19 protein-coding genes and 1 pseudogene are annotated in these 19,516 nt (G+C 33.5%); 19 read left to right on the forward strand and 1 reads right to left on the reverse strand.

Features of this window, described 5'->3' with window-relative positions; translation table 11 throughout:
• Positions 1–231: 231 nt before the first annotated feature.
• The 13 genes and pseudogenes from CD112_RS03205 (at position 232) to CD112_RS03270 (ending at position 12,378) form a co-directional block, all read left to right on the forward strand.
• Positions 232–894 (forward strand): Wzz/FepE/Etk N-terminal domain-containing protein, encoded by a 663-nt coding sequence (locus CD112_RS03205; RefSeq protein ID WP_103363841.1) that lies wholly within the window; start codon positions 232–234, stop codon positions 892–894.
• 9 nt (positions 895–903) lie between these two features.
• Positions 904–1,607 (forward strand): annotated as a pseudogene (locus CD112_RS03210) (polysaccharide biosynthesis tyrosine autokinase).
• Positions 1,604–2,371 (forward strand): tyrosine-protein phosphatase, encoded by a 768-nt coding sequence (locus CD112_RS03215; RefSeq protein WP_103363842.1) that lies wholly within the window; start codon positions 1,604–1,606, stop codon positions 2,369–2,371. The pseudogene CD112_RS03210 and the gene CD112_RS03215 overlap by 4 nt, the downstream one beginning before the upstream one ends.
• A 53-nt stretch (positions 2,372–2,424) precedes the next feature.
• Positions 2,425–3,225, forward strand: a complete 801-nt coding sequence (locus tag CD112_RS03220; RefSeq protein ID WP_103363843.1) for a polysaccharide biosynthesis protein — start codon at positions 2,425–2,427, stop codon at positions 3,223–3,225.
• 384 nt (positions 3,226–3,609) lie between these two features.
• The gene (locus CD112_RS03230; RefSeq protein ID WP_103363845.1) at positions 3,610–4,845 is read left to right on the forward strand and encodes a glycosyltransferase family 39 protein; all 1,236 of its coding nucleotides are present in this window, start codon (positions 3,610–3,612) and stop codon (positions 4,843–4,845) included.
• Positions 4,829–5,368, forward strand: coding sequence for an acyltransferase (locus tag CD112_RS03235; RefSeq protein ID WP_103363846.1), 540 nt, complete (start codon positions 4,829–4,831; stop codon positions 5,366–5,368). The genes CD112_RS03230 and CD112_RS03235 overlap by 17 nt, the downstream gene beginning before the upstream one ends.
• 15 nt (positions 5,369–5,383) lie before the next feature.
• Entirely contained in the window at positions 5,384–6,397 is a 1,014-nt protein-coding gene (locus CD112_RS03240; protein ID WP_103363847.1) for an NAD-dependent epimerase, read from the forward strand.
• A gap of 157 nt (positions 6,398–6,554) precedes the next feature.
• Positions 6,555–7,829, forward strand: a complete 1,275-nt coding sequence (locus CD112_RS03245) for a nucleotide sugar dehydrogenase (protein ID WP_103363848.1) — start codon at positions 6,555–6,557, stop codon at positions 7,827–7,829.
• A gap of 56 nt (positions 7,830–7,885) precedes the next feature.
• Positions 7,886–9,061 (forward strand): glycosyltransferase family 4 protein, encoded by a 1,176-nt coding sequence (locus tag CD112_RS03250; RefSeq protein WP_103363849.1) that lies wholly within the window; start codon positions 7,886–7,888, stop codon positions 9,059–9,061.
• On the forward strand, positions 9,042–9,638 hold the full coding sequence (locus tag CD112_RS03255; protein ID WP_103363850.1) for a sugar transferase: 597 nt from the start codon (positions 9,042–9,044) through the stop codon (positions 9,636–9,638). The genes CD112_RS03250 and CD112_RS03255 overlap by 20 nt, the downstream gene beginning before the upstream one ends.
• Complete coding sequence (locus tag CD112_RS03260) at positions 9,635–10,255, forward strand: acetyltransferase (RefSeq protein ID WP_002480640.1); 621 nt, start codon at positions 9,635–9,637, stop codon at positions 10,253–10,255. The genes CD112_RS03255 and CD112_RS03260 overlap by 4 nt, the downstream gene beginning before the upstream one ends.
• A 2-nt stretch (positions 10,256–10,257) precedes the next feature.
• Positions 10,258–11,400: a DegT/DnrJ/EryC1/StrS family aminotransferase gene (locus CD112_RS03265; RefSeq protein WP_269148022.1), complete on the forward strand. Its 1,143-nt coding sequence runs from the start codon at positions 10,258–10,260 to the stop codon at positions 11,398–11,400.
• A 30-nt stretch (positions 11,401–11,430) separates the two neighbouring features.
• Positions 11,431–12,378 carry an LCP family protein gene (locus CD112_RS03270; protein ID WP_103363852.1) on the forward strand — a complete coding sequence of 316 codons (948 nt, stop codon included), beginning with the start codon at positions 11,431–11,433 and terminating at the stop codon, positions 12,376–12,378.
• A 49-nt stretch (positions 12,379–12,427) separates the two neighbouring features.
• Here the strand turns inward: CD112_RS03270 and CD112_RS03275 are convergent, their stop codons facing one another.
• Positions 12,428–12,718, reverse strand: coding sequence for a hypothetical protein (locus tag CD112_RS03275; RefSeq protein ID WP_002480648.1), 291 nt, complete (start codon positions 12,716–12,718; stop codon positions 12,428–12,430).
• A 189-nt stretch (positions 12,719–12,907) separates the two neighbouring features.
• Between CD112_RS03275 and CD112_RS03280 the strand changes: the two genes are divergently transcribed.
• The 6 genes from CD112_RS03280 to pknB are packed head-to-tail and all read left to right on the forward strand — an operon-like array spanning position 12,908 to position 19,467.
• Complete coding sequence (locus CD112_RS03280; RefSeq protein WP_002480649.1) at positions 12,908–13,396, forward strand: peptide deformylase; 489 nt, start codon at positions 12,908–12,910, stop codon at positions 13,394–13,396.
• Positions 13,389–14,321, forward strand: coding sequence for a methionyl-tRNA formyltransferase (fmt, locus tag CD112_RS03285; RefSeq protein ID WP_057511034.1), 933 nt, complete (start codon positions 13,389–13,391; stop codon positions 14,319–14,321). Before CD112_RS03280 ends, fmt begins: the two co-directional genes overlap by 8 nt.
• Complete coding sequence (gene rsmB / locus CD112_RS03290; RefSeq protein WP_103363854.1) at positions 14,321–15,625, forward strand: 16S rRNA (cytosine(967)-C(5))-methyltransferase RsmB; 1,305 nt, start codon at positions 14,321–14,323, stop codon at positions 15,623–15,625. Before fmt ends, rsmB begins: the two co-directional genes overlap by 1 nt.
• Before the next feature lie 3 nt (positions 15,626–15,628).
• The gene (rlmN, locus tag CD112_RS03295) at positions 15,629–16,723 is read left to right on the forward strand and encodes a dual-specificity RNA methyltransferase RlmN (protein WP_002480652.1); all 1,095 of its coding nucleotides are present in this window, start codon (positions 15,629–15,631) and stop codon (positions 16,721–16,723) included.
• 6 nt (positions 16,724–16,729) lie between these two features.
• The gene (locus tag CD112_RS03300; RefSeq protein ID WP_023015728.1) at positions 16,730–17,473 is read left to right on the forward strand and encodes a Stp1/IreP family PP2C-type Ser/Thr phosphatase; all 744 of its coding nucleotides are present in this window, start codon (positions 16,730–16,732) and stop codon (positions 17,471–17,473) included.
• Positions 17,473–19,467: a Stk1 family PASTA domain-containing Ser/Thr kinase gene (gene pknB, locus CD112_RS03305; RefSeq protein ID WP_103363880.1), complete on the forward strand. Its 1,995-nt coding sequence runs from the start codon at positions 17,473–17,475 to the stop codon at positions 19,465–19,467. The genes CD112_RS03300 and pknB overlap by 1 nt, the downstream gene beginning before the upstream one ends.
• Positions 19,468–19,516 lie beyond the last annotated feature (49 nt).

The raw sequence follows: 19,516 nt of genomic DNA on the forward strand, positions 1-19,516 counted from the left end.
GAATTTACAATCTCTTAATAAAAAAACAAGGGTAAGCGTGAATTGTTAAACAATTATATATGTATATTACATTTTATTTTCAATTCAAAAAAACTGTTAATAAAATTACAGTGGTAGTATATAATGATGTGAGGTGCTAAAATAATTTGAAAAAAGCTAATATATTTTACACCAAAATATGAGCTATACTACATACGTTATAAACCAAATATATAAACAGTGGAGGAAGTTATGGAAAGAAAATTTGATTTATCGAAGTTAGTTACAATTTTAAAAAACAATTTAAAGTTAATTGTGGGAATACCTTTGCTATTTTTAATAGTTAGTTTAATTCTCACATTTTTCTTTATGAAGCCTAAGTTTGAGTCTTCAACTCAGATAATTGTAAATCAAAGTCACTCAGATGAACAGTTTATGGCTCAACAAGTTCAATCAGACTTAAAATTAGTAAATACATATACTGATATTATCAAAAGTCCAAATGTTTTGAATGAAGTTGCTAAAAACAAAAAGGTTAAATATACACCTGAACAATTAAGCAAAATGGTGAATGTGCAGAATAAAACTGAATCACAAATATTGAACATTAGCGTTGTTTCTCAAAATAAAAATGATTCTAAATTAATAGCAAATGAAGTAGCTGGAGTTTTCAAAAAAAATATTAAGAAAATAATGAATGTTGATAATGTGACTATTATTTCTAAAGCTGATAAAGGAAGCCAAGTATATCCGAAACCAATTCTAAATAGTGCTTTAGCGATACTATTAGGCGTTTTTGTTGCATTATTAATTGTTCTAGTTAAAGAAATGATGGATAAGAGAATTAAGAGCGAACAAGATGTAGAAGAAATCTTAAACCTTCCAGTACTAGGTACTATAAACAAAATTAAATGAGGTGATTAAATGTTTGGAAAAAGTAAATCTAAATCAGAAAATAGTGTTTTAATTACACATGATAAACCAAAGTCTACTATTAGTGAAAAGTTTAGAGGGGTCAGATCAAATATCTTATTTTCTTCTGTGGATGAACCTATTTCTAGTATTGTAATTACATCGGAAAAGCCATCTTCGGGTAAGTCGACAATAGCAGCAAATATAGCTGTAACATATGCTCAAGCGGGTTATGATACGTTGTTAATTGATGGAGATTTAAGAAAGCCCACTGCACATTATATATTTAAAAAAATAATACTAAGGGGTTATCTTCACTTATTATAAAAAATACAACTATGTATGAAGCTATCCAAGAGACGCATGTTGATAATTTATCAATTTTGACTTCAGGACCTATCCCGCCAAATCCATCAGAATTAATAGGATCTTCTAATTTTGAAAACTTAATTAATCAATTAGAAGAAAAATTTGATTTTATAGTAATAGACTCACCTACGGTTAATACAGTTACTGATGCTCAATTATATGCGGAAACAGTAGAAAATACATTACTTGTTATTGATACAGAAGAAAACAATCGCAATGAAATAGTTAAAGCAAAAGAGCTAATGCAAAAAGCAGGAGCTAGAATTTTAGGAGTTATTTTAAATAAAGCTCCTTTTGAAAAGAATAATAGTTCTTACTATTACTATGCTGAGGATGATGAAGTATGATAGATATTCACAATCATATCTTGCCTAGTGTAGATGACGGTTCTAGTTCTATGGATGAAACGCTTGATATGATTCTACAGGCACAAGAACAAGGAGTTACAGGAATAATAGTTACTCCCCATCATCTGCACCCGAAATACAACTTAGATTTTAAGGAAGTACAAAAACATTTAGATGAGTTAATGGCTGAAGATAATATTCAGAACACTAATATTCAATTATTTCCAGGACAAGAAATTAGAGTTACTGATGAGATATTGAAAGGAATTGAAAATGGAACTATAGAGGGATTAAATCATTCAAAATATCTATTACTAGAATTTCCATCAGGAGAAGTTCCTAATTATACTACAAGGTTATTTTTTGAAATCCAAAATTTAGGATATGTTCCCATTATTGCGCACCCAGAAAGAAATAAAGCAATAGCTAATAATCCCAATATCTTATTCGATCTAATTAATGAAGGAGCACTTAGTCAAATAACCTCTTCTTCATTAGCAGGGAATCATGGTAAGAAAATAAAAAAACTAAGCATGAATTTTATAGAACATAACTTAGTGCATTTTATTGCATCTGATGCCCATAATACAAATTCAAGACGCTTTTTGATGAACGATTTGCATCAAGATAAAAGTTTAAGGAATTTAAAAAAGGAAATAAATGATTTATTTGATAATGCCGATTGTATTATCAAGAATGAAGAGATTTTAAAAAATAAACCGCTTCAAATGAAAGAACGAAACAAGTTTTTTGGGTTGTTTTAGTCAATTAGTTTCCTTAAGTTTATTCAAATTAGCAAAAGGGTGTTAGTGGAAAATTGAAATATAAATTTTTGATATATTTATTAGGTAATGTAGTGTTTGGTTTCAGTCAATGGATTGCTATTCTTCTATTCGTAAAATTCGGGACTGGACAAGAGTTAGGAGCATATACTTATTCAATCGCATTAATTGCTCCATTAATTTTACTATTTTCCTTTGGTTACAATACTATGATTGTAACTATTGACGATTTGAATAAGAATGTATATTTCTTTAGTAGATGTTTATTTAGTATGATTTTATTTTTTGTCTATTTAGTGATAATTTTTGTTAATTTTGGTTTTTCAAACCAATTTCTAGGAATGGTTATAGTTGTAGCTATTGCTAAGATATTGGAAAATGTTCTAGATATTGACTTTGCATATTTAATAAAAGCAAAGCAGCAGTATAAGGTTGGTATTTATAAGCTGTGGATGTCTGTTTTGCAAATATCGCTTTTATTAGTGTTTATGTATCTATTCAGAGAACCGTTTCTTCCGTTCCTATTTTACAGTTTGGTTTTAGTTGGTGTGATTATTTTTAAAAATAAAGATAAATTTAGAAAATGGAAAAATGTTTCTTTTGAGAGCGTCAAAGTCTCAACTGTGATCGGATTTCCCATTTCAATTACATTATTTTTATCATCATTAAACACTAATATTCCAAAATATATTTTAGAATACACTTCTAACCTTGTGTATGTAGGTATCTTCAGTAGTTTGTTAATTATTTATTCCGCTGGTAATACATTCTTTTTTTCAGTTTATAATTTTATGTTGCCTAAAATGGTGGAAAAAAGAATGACTCTAAATACCTAAAAAAGATTTTGAGGTTAATTTTATTAAGTGGCTTAGCTATGTTTTTATTGGTGATTTTAATAACACCTTTCGTTATAGATCCAGTGATGGAATTGCTTTATAACGAAAAATTCATGAGTTTTAAAACTGAATTTGTAATAGTAATACTTGCGAGTATTTTAGTGTATTTAAGCATTCTATTTGACTTATATATTAATTCTCATAAGAAATATAAATTCAACACTAAAATTCAGATAATAAGTGTTATTGTTGTTGTAATCACAGGCTTAATGTTGATACCAAACTTTAAAATACTTGGAGCAGTAATATCATTCTTAGTATTCGCAATAACAGTTTTTGTTCTCAAATTGATTTATTCTACATTGATAATTAGGAGAGTTAAGTATGAGTAGAAAAAAATTCACGATTATGTTTGTTGTGACATCTTTAATATTATTTATAGTGTTTTTATACTATAACTTGTTGGATTTTTATGTACTTATACTTTTGAATGCAGCCATTATATTATATTTACTATCAAAAAACGGTAACTTTAAATTATTGTTATTGATTTTTGTACAATGGCTGATATACTTTCCACTTTTATTAGTACACAAATTTATTACACCAATGATTGGTTCAGGAGATGATGATTTAAGGTTTGAAGTTTTGGCTAAGTCATTTTATAACAGCTATGTTTATGGAACAGCAGTAAATGTATTCCAAGAATCTACTACTTATCCTAAATTTTTGGCATTATTCTACAGTATAGGAAAAGATCATGAGTTAACGGCTGGGTTAATAAATATTACAGTACATAGTGTGATAATAATTTTAATATATAAAATTTACATTTTGGTATTTGAAAATAGTAAAGGTGCAATCTTAACAGCCACACTGTTTACAATTTATCCTGTGACGATGTTTAATACTGTTCTTACTTTAAGAGAAATAATAATCACATTATTTGTTGTGTTGTTTGTTTATTTCTTATTGAAATATCATACTGAGAGAAACATCGTACATCTGTTTATCTCTTTATTAGTCATTGGTATAGGAAGTTTATTTCACATCGGATTGATCGCGCTCTTTGTTGCTACAGGGGTATACTTTCTATTGTTTAGTGATATGTCCAAGTTTGGCAAAGTAATGATAGGAGTAACATCTTTACTTATTGTGGTTGCATTCGTACTTACAACAAGTAACTCAAAAATTACTTCTACGCTTGGTGGAGGAGAATCTCAACCTACTAATGAAATTAGGTCCACTGCACGTGCAGATTATATTACGCCTCAAGAAAGTGTATCAATTAGTGGGAAAGCCAAACAAATCGTCTATTTTGTAACTAAACCGTTTCCATGGGAAGTTAGAAATTTTTCGGATATCACTGGTTTTTTCAATATATTTTTTATTTTACTTAGCTTCATTATTGCTATAGATGTATATAGAAAAACAAATAATCGAAAGATACTCATCATTTTGATAGTTGTTTTCATTTCTTATGGCTTATTCGCATTTGGTACATATAATTATGGAACAGCATTGAGACACCGTGATAAATATTCATTATTACTAATGATGTTTATATCGTATTATTTAGTTAACAGAAAGAAGGAAAAAAATTATGTTTCAAAAACTTAGAAAAATATCAGGCTTTTTGAAGATACTCCCTGTTAAATCGCGTTATACATTATTAGAACTGAACTCAATGACAAATACTAAATTTCAATTAGCAATAAGGTATATATTAGTAGCAAGTTTAGCAAAGTCAATTGGGGACAATGTTTACATTGGTAAGAATACTACTTTTAAAAATTTGAATAGAATTTCTATTGGTAACAATGTTAGTATACATGACCTTTGTTATATAGATGGATACGGTAAAATTAATATCGGTGATAATGTATCAATTGCACATAATTCGTCAATTCTAAGCACTAATCATACATGGAAAGATACAGACTTGCCTATAAAGTATAATCCAGTAGAACGAGGAAAGGTTGTAATTGGAAATGACGTGTGGATTGGTTGTGGTGTTAGATTGTTGTCTAACATATCAATTGGACAAAGATCAGTTGTTGCTGCTGGAAGTGTTGTTAATAGAGATGTAGAAAGTAATTCTGTTTATGCAGGTGTTCCTGCAAAAAAAATAAAAGATATATAAAAGGAGGATGCAATTTTGAGTAGAATTTTAATTACAGGTGCAGCCGGCTTTATAGGCTCACACTTAGCTAAGAAATTAATTTCACAAGGCCATGAAATCATTGGTGTTGATAACATTAATGATTACTATGATCCAAAGTTAAAAGAAGACAGATTGAAGTCAATCGGTGATAATAATTTCACGTTTTACAAAGTGACTTTAGAAGATGCAGATAAGTTAGAAGAAATTTTCAAGCAACAATATCCTGATGTTGTTGTTAACTTAGCTGCACAAGCAGGTGTAAGGTATAGCTTGGAAAATCCAAGAGCTTACATTGATTCAAATATTGTAGGGTTTGTTAACATTCTTGAATGCTGCAGACACTACAATATTAAACATTTAATTTATGCTTCATCTAGTTCAGTTTATGGTGCTAATACTTCTAAGCCATTTTCAACTTCAGACAACATAGATCATCCTCTAAGTTTATATGCCGCAACAAAGAAATCCAATGAATTAATGGCACACACATACAGCCATTTATACAATTTACCTACAACAGGATTAAGATTCTTCACAGTTTATGGTCCATGGGGCAGACCTGATATGGCCCTTTTCAAATTCACCAAAGCAATTGTTAATGACGAAACAATTGATGTTTATAATCATGGCAATATGATGAGAGATTTTACTTATGTAGACGATATTGTAGAAGCAATCAGTCGATTAGTTAAACGTCCAGCTCAACCAAATCCAGAATGGAGTGGAGCTAATCCAGATCCAAGTTCATCATATGCACCGTACAAAATTTATAATATCGGTAATAATAGCCCAGTAAGATTAATGGAATTTGTAGAGGCGATAGAAAATAAGCTTAACAAAACAGCAAAGAAAAACTATATGGATTTACAACCTGGTGATGTTCCAGAAACTTATGCAAATGTTGATGACTTATTCCGTGATATAGATTTTAAACCAGAAACAACAATCCAAGATGGCGTAAATAAGTTTATTGATTGGTATTTAGATTATTATTCTTATAAAAACTAATAAAATTTATGTAAGGTATTGGTGTTTTTCATATATGCACATTACATTTTAATAAATGTTATTTGTACTTCGTTTATTTTTCGGTGATGAAGTCAATAGCAAATTTAAATCATAATTCACCATCAATAACTTAGAGAAATAGAAAAGGGGAATTGTTTTGGAAAGAAAGATAGCAGTTGTTGGATTAGGATATGTAGGCTTACCGGTAGCGGTAGCATTTGGAAAAAAGAATTCAGTAATCGGTTTTGATATTAATCCGAAAAGAATTAAAGAGTTAAAAGAAAATCACGATAGAACAAACGAAGTAACAACTGAAGATTTGAAAGAATCAGATGTTGAATTTACAGATAGTATTGATACTTTAAGTCAAGCTGATTTTATTATTGTAGCGGTACCAACACCAATCAATAAACATAATCAACCTGACTTAACGCCATTAATCAGCGCAAGTAAAACTGTAGGTAAAGCATTGAAAAAAGGCACGATTGTTGTATTTGAATCTACAGTATATCCTGGCGCAACTGAAGAAGAATGTGTACCAGTTCTTGAAGAGAATTCAGGTTTAAAAGCTGGAGAAGACTTCTTTGTGGGTTATTCACCAGAACGTATTAATCCAGGAGATAAAGAACATACATTTGAAACAATCACTAAAGTTGTTTCTGGACAAACACCTGAGGTATTAGATATTGTTGCTGATGTTTATGGATCAGTTGTTAAAGCTGGTGTTCATAAAGCACCATCTATCAAGGTTGCAGAAGCAGCGAAAGTTATTGAAAACACACAACGTGACGTTAATATCGCTTTAATGAATGAATTTGCGGTTATCTTCGACAAAGTAGGTATTGATACAAACGCTGTACTTGCAGCTTCAGGTACGAAATGGAACTTCTTAAACTTTAAACCAGGCTTAGTAGGTGGACACTGTATTGGTGTAGATCCTTACTACTTAACTCATAAAGCCCAAGAATTAGGTCACCATCCTGAAATTATTCTTGCAGGTAGAAGAATTAATGACAATATGTCAAAACATGTTGCTTCTAACATCATCAAAGAATTATTGAAAAAAGGCATCAATGTTCAAAATGCATCTATTAATTTATTAGGTCTTACATTCAAAGAGAACTGTCCTGACTTAAGAAACACCAAAGTCATTGATATTGTAAGAGAATTAGAAGATTATGGATTGAAAATTAATGTGAATGATGTTGAAGCGGATAATGAAACTTCTAAAGCTTTATATGATATTGATCTAGTTTCTAAAGAAAATCTACCAGAAACTGATGCATTAATTTTTGCAGTACCTCATAGAGATTATCTTGAAAATAAATCTGAGTATCTCGATTTACTTTCAGAAAATGGTATTGTTTTCGATATTAAAGGCATTATTCAAGAAGATGAATTAAAAGAAAACCAAAGTATTTGGAGACTTTAAAAATAGTTTGGTTTATGTAAATTTTATTAAAGAGAAAAAGAACTGGAGGTGGGTTTGTGAAAATTATTCAAGTAGCAGCTATTGATATGACGCATATTAAATTATTGAACACCTTGAATCAACATTCAGCAAAAGAAGGCTTTGAAGTACACTGCGTAAGTAGTGAAGGTGATTATGTAGAAGAAATTAAGAAACAAGGCTTTTATTTTCATAATATACACATTGATAGAAAGATAAGCCCTGTAGGCAATCTTAAATCTGTGCTTCAAATGGTTAAACTTTTTAAATCTATTAAACCTGATATTGTACATGTGCATACACCTGTAGCTGCAGTATTAGGCAGGATTGCGGCCAAATTGGCTGGAGTACCCACTATTATATATACAGCTCATGGGTTTTATTTCCATGAAGGCATGTCAAAAAAACAATATAAATTATTTTTCAATATAGAAAAGTATATTGGTAGATTTTTCACTGATTATATTTTCACGCAAAGTAAAGAAGATTTTGATGTTGCAGTGAAAAATAAATTCTTGAGTAAGAAAAAACATGATCATTACTATCATATTAGTAATGGTATTGATTTAGGTCATGCATTCAACCTTAAATCGATTGATGATGAAAAAATTAAACAAATCAAAAAGGATTTAGGTATTCAAGAAAATGATATTGTAGTGTCATTTATTGGAAGACTTGTTAAAGAAAAAGGAATTATCGATTTGTTAGAGTCATTTAAACATTTAAAAAGTGAAAATGTTAAATATTTGATTATCGGTGATTTGCCTAAAAGTGAAAGAGACTTAGAAACAGCAAAAACACTCAACAAATATGAGGAAAATCCTAATATTATTTTTACAGGACAAGCATCTAATATCAATGAACTGCTGTACTTGAGTGATATTTTCTGCCTACCTTCATATAGAGAAGGAATGCCACGTTCAATTATTGAAGCAATGGCAATGAAAAATGCAGTTATTGCTACAAATATCAGAGGGTCAAGAGAAGAAGTTGTCGAAGATGAAACAGGCTATTTAATCGATTTAAATGCGAGCAAGCAGATTGCTGATAAAGTGGATTATCTTATTGAAAACCCTATGACACTACAAGGTATGAAAGAAAATGGTTTCACACGTGCACATCAATTATATGATGAAGCTAAAGTAGCCGATAAGCAGATTGAAGTATTTAAAAAGATTGGAAATGGTGATAAAGATGTTAAAGAGAGCAATTGATTTAGCGATAGGTAGTTCAGTTTTCTTAGTGAGTGCTCCAATTTTAGTCGGTGCATCTGTTGCCATTGCCAAAAGCATGGGACGACCAGTGTTATTTAAACAACAAAGACCAGGTTTAAATGGAGAACCTTTCTATATTTATAAATTCAGAACAATGACTGATGCACGAGACGATCAAGGTGAATTATTGCCTGATGAACAAAGAATGACAAAAGTAGGCAGTTTTATTCGTAAAACCAGCATTGATGAACTACCCCAATTAATTAATGTCATAAAAGGTGATTTAAGCTTGGTAGGCCCACGTCCGTTATTAATGGAATATCTTCCTTTATATTCAGAAGAGCAAAAGAAACGTCACTTGGTAAAACCTGGTATCACAGGTTGGGCACAAGTAAACGGCAGAAATGCGATTTCATGGGAAGCTAAGTTTAAATTGGATGTTTGGTATGTTGAAAACCAATCGTTCAAGTTAGATATGTATATCCTATACAAAACATTTATCAATGTTTTAAATCGTAAGGATGTAAGTGCTAAGGATCACGTAACAATGGAAAAATTCCGAGGTTCGCCGCAATGAAATCAATACTAATTATTGGTAATGGCGGACACGCTAAGGTTGTCAGAGATGTAATCGAAGCTGAAGGCATTTATAAAGTTAGTGGATATTTGGATGATAATATTGAAAAAATGTATAAAGAAAAAGATTTGATTTTCGATAATCTTAGAAATATTCAACTTTATCAAGAAAATTACTATTTTGTTATTGCAATAGGGAATAATAAAGTTAGAAATAAAATTTTCGACAAGATTAATGTGCCTATCGAAAGATTTCCAGTGTTTATTCATCCGCATGCAATTATTAGTAAAACTGCAGAAATTGGCAATGGTACCGTTGTTATGCCCGGTGCCATTGTTAATGCGGATACAGTAATAGGGAAGCATGCCATTATAAATACCGGTTCCATAGTTGAACATGATTGTTTAATAAAGGATTATACACATATTTCACCAGGAGCAGTGTTAACTGGCAATGTTTCGGTTGGTGAGAGCACGCAAGTTGGAGCAAATGCGACAGTGATTCCGAATTTGAAAGTTGGAGCACACGTTATGGTAGGCGCAGGTTCTACCGTAATTTCTAATGTAAGGGACAATGTAACGGTAGTAGGATCACCCGCAAAAGTTATTAAGGAGTAATGATGATAATGAGAGAGAGAATATTTTTATCAACACCGCATATGGGTGGGACAGAAACCCAGTACATAGAAAAAGCTTTTAAAGATAATTGGATTGCACCTTTAGGTGAAAATGTAACGGAATTTGAAAATGATGTAAAAGATTACGTAGGTGCAGATTATGCACTAGCTACAGCAAGTGGTACATCTGCTATTCATCTTGCATTGATTGAAGCAGGTGTTGCCAAAGGTGACATCGTCTTTTGTTCATCATTAACATTCTGTGCAACATCTAATCCAATTTTATACCAAGATGCTACACCAGTATTTATTGATTCAGAAATGGAATCATGGAATATGTCACCGACAGCTTTAGAAAAAGCATTTAAAATATATGAAGATAAAGGTACTTTACCTAAAGCAGTTTTAGTAGTTAATTTATATGGTCAGACAGCAGATTTTGAAAAGATATCAGAAATCTGTAAACGTTATGATGTTACTTTAATTGAAGATTCAGCAGAATCTCTTGGGTCAACTTATCACGGTAAAATGAGTGGTAGTTTTGGAGATTTAAGTATTTTTTCATTTAATGGTAATAAAATCATTACGACAAGTGGTGGGGGTATGTTGCTTTCCAACCATAAAGAATACATTGACCATGCATTATTCTTAGCAACACAAGCTAAAGATAAAGCACCATATTATCAACATAGCGAGTTAGGATTTAATTACAGATTAAGTAATATTTCAGCAGGTATTGGCCGTGGCCAAATGGAAGTTATTAATGATCGTGTGAATCGTCGACGTGACATCTTCGACATGTATTATGATACATTAAGTGAAATTGATGGTATTAATTTCCAACCTGAATTACCAGACAGTAAATCTAATCGTTGGTTAACAGCAATGACTATTGATTCAAACAAAATTAATATTAGCGCTGCTGAGTTAATCAAAGAATTAAATGTAGAAAATATTGAAGCAAGAGCAGTATGGAAACCGATGCATTTGCAGCCACTGTATGAATCATTTGATTATGTTTATGATGAGACAGATAATGCAGAAAAATTGTTCGAAGAAGGTATTTGTTTACCATCAGGCTCAAATATGACAAATGAGCAAGTTAAAACTGTAATTGAAAGAGTAAAAGCTTATATTGAAAGCTAACAGCTAGATAGGGCGGAAAGAGGATTGGATATGTCACGAAAAAATAAAAAGAAACTATCGACACCAGTAAAATGGTTGTTGATTATTGTTGGTATTTTGTTACTCATAGCCATTATTTTTATCGGATATTTAGCTTTTAAATTATTTGGATTGAATAATTCTATTAATAGTCCGCTAGATAGAGAGAAATCAGATTTAAGAAATGAATCAGTTAAAAAAGATGGTACACCGATTTCCATTGCTTTGTTTGGTATTGACTCAGATGAAGTCAGAAAAGCTGAAGGCGGCGGAGAACGTTCTGATTCTATTATTCTTTTATCTATCAATCCTGATAAGAAGAAAACAGTTATGGTCAGTATCCCACGAGATACACGAGCAGATATTGTAGGGCATGATTCGGTAGAAAAAATCAATCATGCTTATGCATACGGCGGTCCTAATATGGCTGTAAAATCAATTGAAAAACTGATGAATGTTCCAGTCGATCATTATGCAACCATGAATATGGATGGTATTGAAGAACTTATTAATCATGTTGATGGTGTAGATGTTAGAAGTAACGCAACTTTTTCTTATAAGGGATATGACTTTGAAAAAAATGAGAAGTATCATATGAAAGGAAAAGAAGCGCGTACATTTATGACGAGCCGAAAACAAGATGGTGCTGGTGGCGACTTTGGTCGTCAAGCAAGACAACAACTTGTACTGCAAGCACTTGTTAATAAACTTGTCAGTGTAAACTCTATACCTAAAATTAATGGAATTGTAGATGCGTTAGGTGATAACGTAAAAACTGATTTATCAATTACAGAGCTCAATGATTTAAGACAGAATTATGAACCTGCTAAAAAGAACGTTGAAAAGCTTCAATTAGAAGGTGACAATCAAATGTTAGATGATGGATTGTTCTATTTCCTTCCTGATGAAGCAAATAAAAAGAAAATAGAAAAAATCTATCGTGATAATTTAGGGATATAACACAAACAAAGCACATCTCACTCGCTTGAGATGTGCTTTACTGTTTGTTCTATTTACTTAATAAGTTCGTGTTCACTTCATCAAAGCCTTTGTCTGATAAGCGAACATCATTAATTTTAGTGCCGTCCCATTTACCGTCTACATATCCTTTATCAAATAAGACTTTCAAATCGTCTAAGAATGGGTCTCGATCCTTATCACAGAAATAGTTTTCTTGTAATGAATAAGAATCCTTGAAATCATTCGCTTGTTCAGGTGTCATGTCAGCGTTACGTTTTTCTGTATAATATTTATACAACACCGCAACGATGAATGCCTGATCACGTGTGATATCATCCAAGAATATTCACCACCTTTAATCAATACGCGTATAAACCCTAAATTTATACAATATTAATACTTTACCCATTTTGTTTTGTTTTAAATCTTAATTTTATTAGGAATTTGTTGTTTGTTTTTGTGGATGTATCGCTTTTCTGAGTGTTTTACGATATAATGATTAGATGAATTTTTTAAGGAGTCGATGAATGTGGCAGTGAAACCTTTAGTGTCTGCATCAAGCGCAATATTGCGTCAACAAGCAGAGGATGTTAAAACGTTTGATAGTCAGTTGAAACAGTTATTATTAGATATAGAGGATACTTTATATGAAACAGAAGCATCTGCTTTGTGTGCACCACAAATTGGGGTTTCACAACAAGCAGCGATTATCGATATGGAAGCGGACGGATTACTTCAATTAATCAATCCACGTATTGTCAGTGAATCAGAAACGAAAGTGACTGAACTAGAAGGCGATGTATCGTTTCCAGATATCTTTGGGACAGTTACACGCAGTCAAATGATTGTCGTTCAAAGTAATGATGTTGAAGGCAATACAGTAGAATTAACCGCATATGATGATATTGCACGCATGATTCTTCATATTATAGATCAATTAAATGGCGTGCCTTTTACAGATAAGATGGAAAAACAATTGACTGAAGAAGAATTGGAGGCGTATTTAGAAGATGAGTAGAATTATATTTATGGGAACACCAGATTTCTCCACAAAAGTATTAGAAATGTTAATCGCGAAAGAAGATGTGATTGCGGTTGTAACACAACCAGATCGTCCAGTAGGGCGTAAGCGTGTTATGACACCGCCGCCAGTAAAAGAAGTGGCATTACAAAATGGGATTGAAGTCTATCAACCTGAAAAGATTTCACAATCAGAGGATTTACAAACATTAATTGATTTAAAACCAGACTTAATCGTGACAGCAGCATTCGGTCAAATTTTACCGAAAGCATTGTTAGATGCGCCACGTTTAGGCGCAATTAATGTGCACGCTTCATTATTACCAAAATACCGTGGCGGTGCCCCGATTCATCAAGCGATTATCGATGGCGAAAAAGAAACAGGCGTTACGATTATGTATATGGCACCAAAACTAGATGCAGGCGACATCATTTCACAACAAGCCATTGACATCGAAGCGAATGATGATGTAGGTTCTATGCACGATAAATTAAGCTTCTTAGGTGCAGATTTACTTGCGAAAACTTTACCAGACATTATTAATGGTACAAATGAACGTATTGAACAAAATGAGGAAGAGGCAACATTCGCTTCAAATATCAGTCGTGAAGATGAACGTATCGATTGGTCAAAATCTGCACAAGATATTTACAACCATATCCGTGGTTTATCACCATGGCCAGTGGCATATACAAAACTAGATGATAAAAATATGAAGTTATATCAAGCACATATAGTAGAAGGAAAAGAAGGCAAACCAGGTGAAATTATTGAAACGACAAAGAAAGCAATCATTGTCGGAACAGGTTCATCTGATGCGATTGCGTTAACAGATATTCAATTATCAGGTAAAAAACGTATGCCGACTGCGAACTTCTTAAGCGGCTACCAAGATGACTTAGTTGGGAAGGAATTAAATTAATGCAGACAGTGAGAACACTCGCATTTGACACATTACAAGCAATTATCCAAGACAAAGCGTACAGTAACTTAAAGATTAATGAAGTTTTAAAAGAAAATGAATTGAGCCGTGCGGATAAAGGGCTATTAACAGAATTAGTCTATGGTACGTTGAAACATCAATATACACTTGATTATTATTTGAAGCCTTTCGTAAAAACGAAGATTAAAGGGTGGATGCGCCGTTTACTATGGATGAGTATCTATCAATATCAATATTTAGATAAAATCCCAGATCACGCAATTATCAATGAAGCAGTTGAAATCACTAAACAACGTGGTGGGCTGCATAACAGTAAAGTTGTGAATGGTATTTTACGTAATATGATGCGCAGTGATTTACCAAACCCTGCAGATATTGAAAATGACCAACAACGTATTGCGATTATGTACAGCTTGCCTAAGTGGATTGTTAAACATTGGGTGACACATTTTGGTATAGAAACAACCGAAGCAATTGCTCAGTCGTTGCTTGAACGACCAGGTCAAACAGTACGTGTCAATACACATAGAACAACGATTGAAGATGCGATAGCACGCTTAGAAAAAGAAGATTATGAAGTATCACAAGATAAAGATATTCACTATTGTTTACATGTGTCAGGACGTCCAGTAGTAGAAAGCCGTGCATTTAAAGATGGTTATGTATCTATCCAAGATAAAAGTTCTATGTTTGTAGCTGAAATCTTAGCACCTGTTGAAGGTGAAAATATTTTAGATGCTTGTAGTGCACCAGGTGGTAAAGCGTGTCAGACTGCTGAATTATTAAAAGGCAGCGGTCATGTCGATGCGACGGATATCCATGAGCATAAAATTGATTTAATTGAGCATAACATTCGTAAGTTGCGTTTAAAGAATGTCACAGCGTTTCAACACGATGCGACAAAGCCATATGACGCAAAGTATGATAAAATTTTAGTGGATGCTCCATGTAGCGGTTTAGGTGTGTTACGCCATAAACCAGAAATTAAATATACACAAAATCCGGAAACGGTCGATGGATTAGTCGACTTACAGTTAGAAATTATGAATAATATTAAAGATTCTGTAAAACCGGGTGGCGTGATTGTCTATTCAACATGTACAATAGAACAGATGGAAAATGAAAATGTGATTTATACATTTTTAAAACAAAACAAAGACTTTGAATTTGAACCATTCCCACATCCTAGAACAGGAGAGGAAGTAAAGACCTTACAAATCTTACCGCAAGACTTTGACTCAGATGGTTTCTTTATTACAAAGATTAGAAGAAAGGAAAGTTAATTCATGATTACACCTCAAAAGAAGAAAAAGAATCGTTTTCTTCCTGATTTTGAAAAGCAATCAATTTATTCACTACGCTATGAAGAGATGCAAGCGTGGTTAGTCGAACATGGCCAACAGAAATTCAGAGCAAAACAAATCTTTGAATGGCTCTACGAGAAACGTGTCGATACAATCGACGAAATGACAAACTTATCTAAAGACTTGCGCGCATTATTAAAAGACAACTTTACAATCACGACTTTAGAAACTGCCGTTAAACAAGAAAGTCGTGATGGGACAATCAAGTTCTTATTTGAATTACAAGACGGTTATACAATTGAAACTGTGTTGATGCGCCATGAATATGGTAATTCTGTCTGTGTAACAACACAAGTAGGTTGCCGTATCGGATGTACATTCTGTGCGTCTACGCTCGGCGGATTGAAACGTAACCTAGAAGCAGGAGAAATCGTAGCCCAAGTGCTTACTGTTCAAAAAGCCTTAGATGCGACAGATGAGCGTGTCTCTTCAATCGTAATTATGGGTATTGGTGAACCATTTGAGAACTATGATGAAATGATGGACTTCTTAAAAATTGTAAACCACGACAATGGTTTAAATATTGGAGCGCGTCATATCACGGTTTCAACATCAGGCATTATCCCTAAAATTTATGATTTCGCAGATGAAGAAATCCAAATCAATTTTGCGGTCAGCTTACATGCGGCGAACGATGAAATTCGTTCTAAATTAATGCCGATCAACCGTGCATATTCAATTGATAAATTAATGGAAGCTATTCAGTACTATCAAGAAAAAACGAATCGTCGTATTACGTTTGAGTATGGTTTATTCGGCGGTGTAAACGATCAGCTTACACATGCGAGAGAACTGGCACATTTAATTCAAGGTTTGAACTGTCATGTCAACTTGATTCCAGTGAACCATGTGCCTGAAAGAAATTACGTGAAGACATCTAAAGAAGATATCTTTAAGTTTGAAAAAGAACTCAAACGTTTAGGTATTAATGCGACAATCAGACGTAACCAAGGCTCAGATATCGATGCCGCATGCGGACAATTAAGAGCGAAGGAACGTCAAGTAGAAACGAGGTAGGAACCTATGTTAAATGCACAATTTTTTACAGACACAGGACACCATAGGGAAAAGAACGAAGATGCTGGCGGCATCTTCTACAACATGACTGATCAACAGCTGTTGGTTTTATGCGACGGTATGGGCGGACATAAAGCAGGCGAAGTTGCGAGTCAATTCGTAGTCAACCGCTTCCAAGAACTCTTCGAACAAGAAAACCTTGTCGAAGAATCTCAAGCGGAAGAATGGCTGCGCAGCACCCTGCAGCTCATCAACCGAGAGCTCTTTAACTACGCCGCAGCTAACGAAGATTTCAGAGGCATGGGCACTACAGCAGTTGTCGCCCTGATTTACGATAAGCGCGTCATCATCGCCAACATCGGCGACTCTCGTGCCTATCTCATCAACAGCCGTGAAATCGAACAAATCACAAGCGACCATTCCTTTGTCAATCATCTCGTGATGACAGGACAAATCACCGAAGAAGAAGCCTTTACGCATCCACAACGTAATATCATTACCAAAGTGATGGGTACAGATAAATTCGTAGTCGCAGATATCTATGTGAAACGTTTGAACTTCAATGATTACTTATTATTAAATTCAGACGGCTTAACAGACTTTGTCCGTCCGCATTTAATTCAAGAACAATTGAATCAAGATTTACCGCTAGAAACACAAGGTCAAGCCTTATTAGATTTAGCACAAGCCTATGATTCAACCGATAACGTCAGCTTCGTATTGGCAGAAATAGAAGGTGACCGCGTATGATGATTGGTTCAACTATCAGCGAACGATATAAAATCATAGAATTCTTAGGTGGAGGCGGCATGAGTAATGTCTACCTCGCTGAAGATTTGATCTTAGAAACTAAAGTTGCGGTCAAAATGATTCATATTGCGCCACATGAAAAAGAAGACATGGTGAGACGATTTGAACGTGAAGTGCATAATACATCTCGTCTCTCTCATGATAATGTTGTCAGTGTCAAAGATGTCGGAGAAGACCACGAATATTTCTACTTAGTCATGGAATATATCGAAGGTCTGACACTCTCCGAATATATAAAAACACATGGTCCTTTAAGTATTGAAACAGCGGTTAACTTCGCACAACAAATACTTGAAGGCATTCAACATGCACATGAAATGGGTATCGTACATAGAGACATTAAACCTCAAAATATTTTAGTAGACCGACATAAGACATTGAAAATCTTAGACTTCGGTATTGCTAAAGCGTTAAGTGAAACAGCCATGACCCAAACCAGCCATGTGCTCGGTACTGTGCAATATCTTTCACCTGAACAAGCGAAAGGTGAAGCAACAGACAAACGTACGGATATTTATTCGATCGGAATTGTCTTATATGAAATGTTAGTCGGTGAACCGCCATTCACTGGAGAAACAGCTGTCAGTATCGCCATCAAACATATTCAAGACCAAATGCCGAACCCGACAGATATCCGTCCAAATATCCCGCAAGCGCTCAGCAACGTGATTTTAAAAGCGACTGAAAAAGATAGAGACAAACGCTATCAAGATATTGAAAGTATGCAACGTGATTTAAGCAGTGCGTTAGAAAAATGTCGTGAAGATGAAACACCTTATGTTTCAGATGAAGCAGATACTAAAACCATCGCGATTGATAAAGCAGCAATCGCAAAAGAAACTAAAGATAATGAACCGATTCATCAAACAATGGAAATTCCAATTGTGAATCAACAACGTTTCCAAAGTACAGAAGGACCTGTTTATGAAGTACCTAAAAAACGTCGGTCTAAAAAGAAAAAGTTCTTCTTTGCGTTAATTTTCGCGTTATTGTTAATCAGTCTTATCAGCTTTATTGCGTACGGCTTATTAGGAAATAAATATATCGAAACTCCAGACTTGCGCGGTAAAACAGAAGCACAAGCCGAACAGATTTTAAAAGAACATCACATTAAAGTAGGCAAAACAAAACGGGCTTATAGTGATAAGTATCAAGAAAATCAAATTATCACAACAGATCCAGCACCAGGTGAACGTGTAGAAGAACATGGCACCGTAAATATCGTGTTGTCTAAAGGTCCGCAAAAAGCACAAATGCCTAACTTATACGGTACAAGTAAAACGGAAGCATTGAAGCTATTAGATGAACTTGGTTTCAAACATATTTCAGTAGAACAAGCTTACTCTAAGACTAAATTAGAACGTGGTTTGATTGAAAACCAAAATATAGCGGCTGATACCGAAGTACCGATTAATGATACACATATCGTACTGACTGAATCTTTAGGTGTGAAACAAGTTTATGTCAAAGATTATACAGGTGAAAGCTATGACAAAGCAGAAAAAGAACTGCAAGATAAAGGCTTGAAACCAGTAAAAGAAAAAGAAGTACACAGTGATAAAGTCGAAAAAGGCAAGATTATTTCGCAATCACCTAAGAGTAAATCTATTGATGAGGATTCTACAGTAACGTTTGTCGTATCATTAGGAAAAGATGATGGTAAAGATGAAGATAAAGCTGACGACAATCCATCAGTCAAAGATGTGACACAAACGGTTCAAGTGCCATATTCTGGTGAAGATAAAGAACGTCAGAAAGTAGAAGTCTTTGTCAGAGATAAAGACCATGACGGTTCTTCAGCAGTTCAAACGTTTCATATCAACAGCAACCGTTCGATTTCAATTCCATTAAAAATTGAAAAAGGCAAAACTGCTGGTTATACCGTACGTGTAGATGATAAAATAGTCGCAGATAAAGACGTCGCATATGACTAAAACATTTCAAAATCCTATCTCATTCATTCAGTTGAATTGAGATGGGATT

The organism is Staphylococcus simulans (assembly GCF_002902285.1).
Classification (GTDB): domain Bacteria; phylum Bacillota; class Bacilli; order Staphylococcales; family Staphylococcaceae; genus Staphylococcus; species Staphylococcus simulans.

Excerpts from the sequence above, each read along its gene's own strand:
- CD112_RS03235 (WP_103363846.1), top strand. The coding sequence starts at position 4,829 with ATGTTTCAAAAACTTAGAAAAATATCAGGCTTTTTGAAGATACTCCCT.
- CD112_RS03265 (WP_269148022.1), top strand. The coding sequence starts at position 10,258 with ATGATAATGAGAGAGAGAATATTTTTATCAACACCGCATATGGGTGGG.
- rsmB (WP_103363854.1), top strand. The coding sequence starts at position 14,321 with ATGCAGACAGTGAGAACACTCGCATTTGACACATTACAAGCAATTATC.
- CD112_RS03215 (WP_103363842.1), top strand. The coding sequence starts at position 1,604 with ATGATAGATATTCACAATCATATCTTGCCTAGTGTAGATGACGGTTCT.
- CD112_RS03260 (WP_002480640.1), top strand. The coding sequence starts at position 9,635 with ATGAAATCAATACTAATTATTGGTAATGGCGGACACGCTAAGGTTGTC.
- CD112_RS03300 (WP_023015728.1), top strand. The coding sequence starts at position 16,730 with ATGTTAAATGCACAATTTTTTACAGACACAGGACACCATAGGGAAAAG.
- fmt (WP_057511034.1), top strand. The coding sequence starts at position 13,389 with ATGAGTAGAATTATATTTATGGGAACACCAGATTTCTCCACAAAAGTA.
- CD112_RS03255 (WP_103363850.1), top strand. The coding sequence starts at position 9,042 with ATGTTAAAGAGAGCAATTGATTTAGCGATAGGTAGTTCAGTTTTCTTA.
- CD112_RS03205 (WP_103363841.1), top strand. The coding sequence starts at position 232 with ATGGAAAGAAAATTTGATTTATCGAAGTTAGTTACAATTTTAAAAAAC.
- CD112_RS03270 (WP_103363852.1), top strand. The coding sequence starts at position 11,431 with ATGTCACGAAAAAATAAAAAGAAACTATCGACACCAGTAAAATGGTTG.
- CD112_RS03230 (WP_103363845.1), top strand. The coding sequence starts at position 3,610 with ATGAGTAGAAAAAAATTCACGATTATGTTTGTTGTGACATCTTTAATA.
- pknB (WP_103363880.1), top strand. The coding sequence starts at position 17,473 with ATGATTGGTTCAACTATCAGCGAACGATATAAAATCATAGAATTCTTA.
- rlmN (WP_002480652.1), top strand. The coding sequence starts at position 15,629 with ATGATTACACCTCAAAAGAAGAAAAAGAATCGTTTTCTTCCTGATTTT.